The organism is Eudoraea sp. (assembly GCF_049665975.1).
Taxonomy (GTDB): Bacteria; Bacteroidota; Bacteroidia; order Flavobacteriales; family Flavobacteriaceae; genus Eudoraea.
Genome location: NZ_JBATGR010000296.1, coordinates 1 through 3,966, shown reverse-complemented (window position 1 = coordinate 3,966; position 3,966 = coordinate 1). Strand labels below are relative to the sequence as shown.

At 41.3% G+C, this 3,966-nt stretch carries 4 protein-coding genes and 2 pseudogenes; 3 read left to right on the top strand and 3 right to left on the bottom strand.

Annotated elements, in window-relative coordinates; all coding sequences use genetic code 11:
* The 3 genes and pseudogenes from WBN20_RS10440 to WBN20_RS10430 form a co-directional block, all read right to left on the bottom strand.
* Positions 1 to 542: pseudogene (locus WBN20_RS10440) on the bottom strand (hypothetical protein); the annotation flags it as partial.
* A gap of 150 nt (positions 543 to 692) precedes the next feature.
* Positions 693 to 866: a hypothetical protein gene (locus tag WBN20_RS10435; RefSeq protein ID WP_424281638.1), complete on the bottom strand. Its 174-nt coding sequence runs from the start codon at positions 864 to 866 to the stop codon at positions 693 to 695.
* A gap of 12 nt (positions 867 to 878) precedes the next feature.
* Complete coding sequence (locus WBN20_RS10430) at positions 879 to 1,379, bottom strand: tetratricopeptide repeat protein (RefSeq protein ID WP_424281637.1); 501 nt, start codon at positions 1,377 to 1,379, stop codon at positions 879 to 881.
* Between the two features lie 211 nt (positions 1,380 to 1,590).
* On the opposite strand from WBN20_RS10430, the gene WBN20_RS10425 reads away from it, so the two are divergent.
* From WBN20_RS10425 to WBN20_RS10415, 3 genes and pseudogenes are all read left to right on the top strand, one after another.
* A complete protein-coding gene (locus WBN20_RS10425) occupies positions 1,591 to 1,845 on the top strand; it encodes a hypothetical protein (RefSeq protein ID WP_424273313.1) in 255 nt (84 codons plus the stop codon).
* Positions 1,832 to 3,070, top strand: coding sequence for an oligosaccharide flippase family protein (locus WBN20_RS10420; RefSeq protein WP_424281636.1), 1,239 nt, complete (start codon positions 1,832 to 1,834; stop codon positions 3,068 to 3,070). The genes WBN20_RS10425 and WBN20_RS10420 overlap by 14 nt, the downstream gene beginning before the upstream one ends.
* Positions 3,071 to 3,240: 170 nt before the next feature.
* Positions 3,241 to 3,966, top strand: a pseudogene (locus tag WBN20_RS10415) (glycosyl transferase family 1); the annotation flags it as partial.

Below are 3,966 nucleotides of genomic sequence, written 5' to 3'. Positions count from 1 at the left end.
GCTTTTAAATTTGTTTTGGGGAGAAGTTTGTAAGTCGCTCCGGCCAATACAATATGAGAAAGCGCTTTCTTGAAAGTAATCGTATTTTCTGTAATCCTGTACTGATAAGTTACTGTAGCCCTGAATTTTGTTGAAAACGGAATCTCACCGCTTAGCTGGCTCCCGTATGCTATATTATTTCCATTATCGAAAGTATAAAAGGCCTTTCCCTGAGTCGATGAGTTATGCAGACCATTTAATTTTTCAACGAGCCCCTGCGCATCGGTTTGTTCTTTGTATAAAGACAAGGTTTTAAAAGCAGCGCTGTAGGCCGGCATGATCTTGTCTGAAGCAAATAGCGCATTCGCTTTCCCTAAATTTCCGTCAAAGGATGTGCTGTCCTGAACCAAAATGCTGTCGTATTCCTTAAGGCTCGACTTAAAATCGGCTGTGTACATTCCCAGGGTTGCCCACAGAGATTTTACCCAAAGTGGCCCTGGTTTCTTCTGCTCTAAACTGTCTACTGCTCTTTTTGCTTCCTTAAAACGGGAGTTCCAGATCAATGCCTGTACAAATCGTTCATAGGTTTGGTCTCGTAGTTCCTGATCCTTCAGACTTACTACTTTCTTTAAGGCGATCCTGGAGGTCTTTAATGCTTCTTTATCCTTTTCTCCTATATGTGCAGCAAGGGCAATTCCATTAAGAGCTATGATTTAATCCTTGGGTGAGGTTGCTATTCGCTGAAAGGCATTCTTGGCCATTGGAACATTTCTGCTGATCAAATAGAGATTAGCCAGATTAAGCAAGGTTTCTTTATCTTCAGGGAAGTCCATCAAAATTTCATTCAACATCGCTTCACCCCTGGCGTATTGTTTTTTAGTAACCAATTCATTGGCATATCACAGTTTGATATACTTCCCCGAGACCTTTGCACACTCATTGCCGGGCTGAACTGCCAGGGCCTTATTCACCCATTCAAGGGCTAATGCGTATTCCTTTAAATTACTCAACGTATTTGCATAGCCTAACAGGGCAGCAAAATTATCAGGATTGGCAGTTACCAGTGCCTCATATAAAGGTCGGGCGCTTCCGTATTGCGCATTCCACAAGTGTGCTTCATTGTAATTGATCTGAACTTCAAAATCGTCTGAATATACTTTTTTAAGTTCGGAAAAAAGGTTGATGGCCTTGACCGGTTCTCCGCTCAGCCCAACGGCTCTGCCGTAACAAATCAATGCAGTTTTGTTGTTGGGATCTGACTCGAGATAGGCATCAAAAAATGATTCGGCCTCTTCGAAGGATCCGGATTCCAATAATTGGAATCCTTCATTCATACTTCCTTGCCCACTGATTGTTGTGGTTATTAAAAGGAATACAGGTATTAAAAATCTGGCATTCATAGGTTAAGTATTTAGATAGTTAAGGGGTCGCCTTTCTATCGGTTTCTTTGGTTATGTAAAGGTACGCCAGACCTTCCCGCACCGGAAGTGTCAATTCTGCCATTCGTCTACAGCAATGCTCCATCCACCTGAATCGGTTCAAATAAAACGCCAGATCAGAGGATATTTGGCCTTGTAAGTACAAAATCACTTAGCCTAAAATTGAATTGTTATGGCATTACAAATAATACAAACCAATAAAAAATCTGAAGTATTGATGCATTCAGAAAATATGATGTGGGTTCAAAGCCACCTTGATCATATGGATAACGAAGACCCAAAAAGCACCAGGGAATTGGAACACGACTATTATTGTGTCTCTTTCAATAACAAAATAATACCCATCAATGGGCATATCACTGAACCTTCGCAAGAGGTAATAAAGCCTGCAAGAACATCTTATATCCCAAGCCATGAACGAATTTAAAGTGTTACTTAAGAAAGTTAGCCCACAACAGCTATTTATGGGGAGCGTGCTCCTGGTAAACGGAGGCAATTACCTCTATAACCTCTTGCTGGGAAGGTTGCTGGGACCTGAGGCTTATGCAGATGCCGCCTTATTGGTTACCCTTCTTCTGGTCTTGTCTTTCCTGGGCATGACATTTCAGCTTACAACAACCAAATTTGCTGTGGTTTTCTCCGGAAAGGATTGGGAAAGTTTTAGAAACCGGATCTACAAACAGGCGATTATTATCGGAGTACTCACGGGCGCATTATTTGTGTATTTCGCCAAAGACCTCCAACTGTTATTCCAGACCAATACCCCTTATATGTTTGTTGCTCTTGGGTTTGGCATCCCCTTTTACTTTTTTATGAGTGTTAACCGGGGAACCTACCAGGGACAGCAAAATTTCAATATGCTTTCCATCACCTACCAGACCGAGATGTGGAGCCGGTTGCTAATTACCCTGGCTTTTGTTGTTTTCTGTCCCTGGGAACCTGCCCTTTCCGTGGCAATGGGGATTGCTTTTTCCTTTCTTTTTGGACTAATCCCTTCTGACACGAAAGGAATCGCTGTTGCCAAACCTTCCTTGTTGGCACGGAAACATGTGAAGCGGGTGAACCGTTTTATCTTTTTGACTCTTGGGTATGAGATTACACAGATCATCATCAACAATAGCGATGTGCTCATGGTAAAACATTATTTTGGAGCCAATGATGCCGGGTTATACGCTTCACTTGCACTTATTGGAAGGGTCGTCTATTTTGTTGCCTGGATGTTTGTTATGCTTTTACTGCCTTCAGTCGTTCAAAAGGAAAAGGACGGCGAATCTACTACCCCTGTTTTATTCAGATATGTTGGCTATGTGGCTCTCCTTTCCGTAACCATAATCACCGGTTGTTATTTATTCCCGGAACTCATCATTAAACTTATGTTTGGGGATGCCTATCTTTCAATGGCAGGACTGCTGTGGTTATACGCACTGGCCACTTCTCTTTTTGCAATTGGAAATATCTTTGCTTACTACTTTTTGTCACTAGACCATTATTTGCCTGTGATCATTTCAGGAGTATTGGGCCTTGCACAAATACTGGCGATAACGATATTTCATGATTCCCTGGAGCAGATTGTTCAGGTGCAAATTGCAATCATGATTGTGTTGTTGATCTCACAGCTTTCCTATTTCATACTTAAAAAACATACGCTCTGATAGCGCTAATTTGTTTCGAGAACAAAGCCTGCTCAGGTGTAAAAATCCATTGGCCGAAAGGGAGTTTCCATTCGTCTACACCAAACTCTCGATGATCCCCAAACCCCTTTGTTTTATGGGAGTTTGTAGGACATTTGCCCTATAAAATATTATTAATTAATACTTAACCTATGAAACTAGCAATTATAACAGCGTATCCACCAAGCAAAGTAACCCTTACTGAATATGGATACCACCTGGTAAAACATTTTCGTCTTCAGGATGATATAACGGAGATCGTGTTGATCACGGACAGGACGTCAGAAGAAAAAGACCTCTCCTTTGATGGAGAAGGGTGTAAGATCACGGTAAAAGAATGTTGGGATTTCAACAATTATTTTAATCTGTTCCGAATCTACAAAGCCATCCATGAAACAAAACCCGATGCGATTCTTTTCAACCTTCAATTCTTAAAATTTGGAGACAGGAAAATACCTGCAGCCCTGGGTCTGTTAGCTCCTTTCTTTTGTAAGCTAAAGGGAATCCCTACCATTTCACTTATTCATAATATCCTGGAACAGGTAGACCTCGAAAATGCAGGGATCACACAAAATAAAGTACTTCAAAGAGTGTATAATTTCATTGGGAGTATGCTTACCCGTTTCGTACTGGCATCAGACATTGTGGCTGTTACGATCAGTAAATATGTGACCATCCTGGAAAAGAAATACAAGGCACGTAATATTGCATTAATTCCTCATGGGTCGTTTGAAACACCTCCGGAACCAAATTACTCCTTACCCAAAGGACCAAAACAAGTCATGGCATTTGGAAAATTTGGAACATATAAACGAGTAGAAATCCTGATTGAAGCAGTTGAAATGATCCGAAAACGGACTCAGGAAGACATAGAAGTT